Source organism: Actinomadura rubrisoli, from assembly GCF_004349215.1.
GTDB classification, from domain to species: Bacteria; Actinomycetota; Actinomycetes; order Streptosporangiales; family Streptosporangiaceae; genus Spirillospora; species Spirillospora rubrisoli.
In genome coordinates, this window is the sequence record NZ_SMKU01000585.1 from 1 (window position 1) to 2,996 (window position 2,996).

Here is a 2,996-nt window from a genome sequence, read left to right on the forward strand (position 1 = left end):
CCGCGGGGGTCACCGGGGGACGGGAACGGTCATCTCGATCTCGGTGCCCTCCCCCGGCGCCGAGACGATGGAGACCTCGCCGCCCAGGTCGCGGATCCGGCCGCGGATGGACTGGGCCACGCCGAGCCGCCCGTCCGCCGCGGCCCGGTCGAGACGGTCCGCCGCCATGCCGGGGCCGTCGTCACGGACGCTGACGGTGACCCGCCCGGTGCCGTCGTCCTCCAGCAGCACCCAGGCGCGGGCGCCCTCGCCGCAGTGCCGCCGGACGTTGTCGAGCGCCGCCGCCACCGCCGCCTCGACCTCGCGGGCCGCGTGCTCGGGCAGCGGCACGGCCGTCGCCGGGGTCGAGACGGTCACGGACGTGGACGCGTGGGCGGTCAGCAGCGGCGCCAGGTCCACCTCGCGCCCGGAACCGCCGCCCGGCGCCCGGACGGCGCGGACCGGCGGCCGGGACGGGGACGTCCCGATCAGCGACCGCAGGGCCGCCTCCTGCTCCCCCGCCAGCCGGCCCAGCTCGGCCGCCTCGCCGCCCAGCTCACCGCCGCGCCGCTGCACCATCGCCAGCACCTGGAGCACCGAGTCGTGGATCCGGCGGGCCAGCCGCTCCCGCTCCCGGGTGGCCGACTCCAACTCCACGGCGCGCGCCAGCCGCGCCTCCGCGTCCAGCGCCAGCCTGACCACGTGCCCGACGACCAGGCCCGCGAGGAACAGCAGGACGATCCCGTTGATCGTGACGGTGCCGATCCCCCGGCTCGTCTGGGCGAGCGCGTGCACCAGCAGGTTCGCGACCGCCAGGATCCCCGCGGCGGCGATGCCGAGCCGCCGCCCGCCCGCCACCGCCCAGGACAGGACCGCCGCCGCGACCCACGACACCGGCAGCGTGGGGCGCCCGGCGGCGATGTTGCCCGGCGTCTCCACCCACGCCGTCGCGAGCACGCAGCCCGCCGCGACGGCGACGTCGGCGGCCGGCAGCAGCCGCCCCCGGCGGCGCGGATCGCGGTAGGCGAACACCGTGTAGACCGTCCAGGCCGCCATGACCGCGAGGACGGCCCAGCCGCCCAGCGGGTGCGCGTAGCCGCCGAAATTCTTGGCGATCAGGACCGCCGCGTAGACGAGCGCCAGGCCCCGGTACACCGCGACCGCGCGCCACAGCGCGACCTCCAGGCCCAGCCCACCCGCGCCGGGCTCCCGGTTCCCCTCTGTCACGGTTTCCCGCCGCCTCTCGCCGACCCGCGCCGCCCGGCGCGCTCAGCCGCCGTCGCTCAGGCCGTCGTCGTCCTCGACGGGACGGACGGTCCTGCCCGCCATCTCGGCCTTGACCTCCGCGGCGTACCGGTCGACGTACTCCTGCCCCGACAGCTCCCCGATCGCCCGCATGATCTCATCGGTGATCTCCCGCAGCACCTCCCGGTCCTCCTCGCGTCCGTAGTGGCGGGAGAAGTCGAGGGGCGCGCCGAACCGGACGCCGGGCCTGATCCCGAGCCGCGGGTACGGCCTGCCGGACGGCATCAGCTCGAACGTGTTGATCATCGCCATCGGGATCACCGGGACGCGGGACTTCAGCGCGAGCCGGGCCACGCCCGTCTTGCCGCGGTACAGCCGGTTGTCGGGGGCCCGGGTGCCCTCGGGATAGATCCCGAGCAGCTTGCCCTCCCCCAGGATCCGCAGCCCGGTCCGCAGCGCGGCCTCCGCCGCGGAGCCGCCGGTGCGGTCGACCGGCACCACCCCCACGCCGGTGAAGAACCCCTTGCTGATCAGCCCCTTGATCCCCTTGCCGGTGAAGTACTCGCCCTTGCCGATGAAGTAGATCGGCCGCATCAGCGGCAGCGGCCCGAAGAAGTGGTCGGCGAACGACAGGTGGTTGCTCACCAGCAGCGCCGGACCCCGCTTCGGGACGTTCCCCGCGCCCTGGTTCCGGGGCCACCATCCCAGGTACAGGATGGGCGAGAGGACGATCCTGAGCAGGATCCAGAACCAGAGCATGCCGACACCTTCCTCCGACCGCGTGTGCATGCGGCGAGCATGTCCAAGTCCCCGACCGAGGGGAGATGATGGGACATCTTCGCATCCCAGAGGGGCACCGCCCACACCCCTGCCCGGGTCGGGTCGGCCGCTCCGGCACACCCCGCCGCCGGATGAACGTAGGCTCTGAACGGAAATCTCAATCGGGTGTGCCCGAGGGCTTGTCCCGGACGGCGCAGCGAATACCGTGGGACACACCTTTCGGGTGTCCGGTGGTGCCGCCGCGCACCGCCGGTGCCGCCGGGAACACGTCAATGGGGGAGCGGAGGCCGTCATGCCGGTGCTGTCGGTCACGCCGGAGTCGTCGAAGGAGCCGGCCCCGTGAATCGCCGTGGCAATGGACTGTCAGCCGACACCTACGCCCCACTGGTCGACCTCGCCCCGCATCTCGCCGACGCGATGCTGGCGGCGCTCGGCGAGGCGGGCGTCGCCGCCTACGCGGCCTCGCCGTCCGACCTGGCCGACCTGTCCGACCTCGCCGGGGAGCCCGCGTCCGGCGACGCCCTGGACCGGCTGTACGTGGACGTCGACATGAAGCCGACCGCCGAGGGCATCCTGCGGGCCCACCTGGCCCGGCTGCGCGACGCGTCCGCCCGCGGCCCCGACACCGAGCGCCCCGAGACCGACCTGGCCGAACCCGCCACCTCGCACGAACCCCAGCGCGAGACCCAGCACGAGACCAAGCACGACGGGCAGCGCGCCCGCGACGAGGGCGACTCCCCCGCCGAGGACGGCGACACCCCCGCCGGCCCCGGCGAACGCGACGAGGACGCCATCTGGGCCGAGATCGTCGCCGGCTTCGACACCACCCACGACGGCGACGTCGTCCCCTGGCCCGACCAGGAGAACATCGAGGAGCCCGCCGAACCGCCCCGCGAGGGCGACGACCGCGCCGGACGCCTCCCCCGCGCCCGCGTGATCAAGACGACCGACGCCCCCGAGTTCCCGCCGGACGACGACGGGGAGGGCCACTA

At 74.7% G+C, this 2,996-nt stretch carries 3 protein-coding genes; 1 reads left to right on the forward strand and 2 read right to left on the reverse strand.

The annotated features are described in order from the left end of the window. Positions 1-9 precede the first annotated feature (9 nt). Positions 10-1,206, reverse strand: coding sequence for a MacS family sensor histidine kinase (gene macS / locus E1298_RS45670; protein ID WP_243726245.1), 1,197 nt, complete (start codon positions 1,204-1,206; stop codon positions 10-12). Between the two features lie 42 nt (positions 1,207-1,248). Next, positions 1,249-1,983: a lysophospholipid acyltransferase family protein gene (locus tag E1298_RS45675; RefSeq protein WP_131903611.1), complete on the reverse strand. Its 735-nt coding sequence runs from the start codon at positions 1,981-1,983 to the stop codon at positions 1,249-1,251. A gap of 360 nt (positions 1,984-2,343) precedes the next feature. Between E1298_RS45675 and E1298_RS45680 the strand changes: the two genes are divergently transcribed. Then, positions 2,344-2,996: hypothetical protein (locus E1298_RS45680; protein WP_131903612.1), on the forward strand; the 653-nt coding region annotated here is incomplete at its 3' end.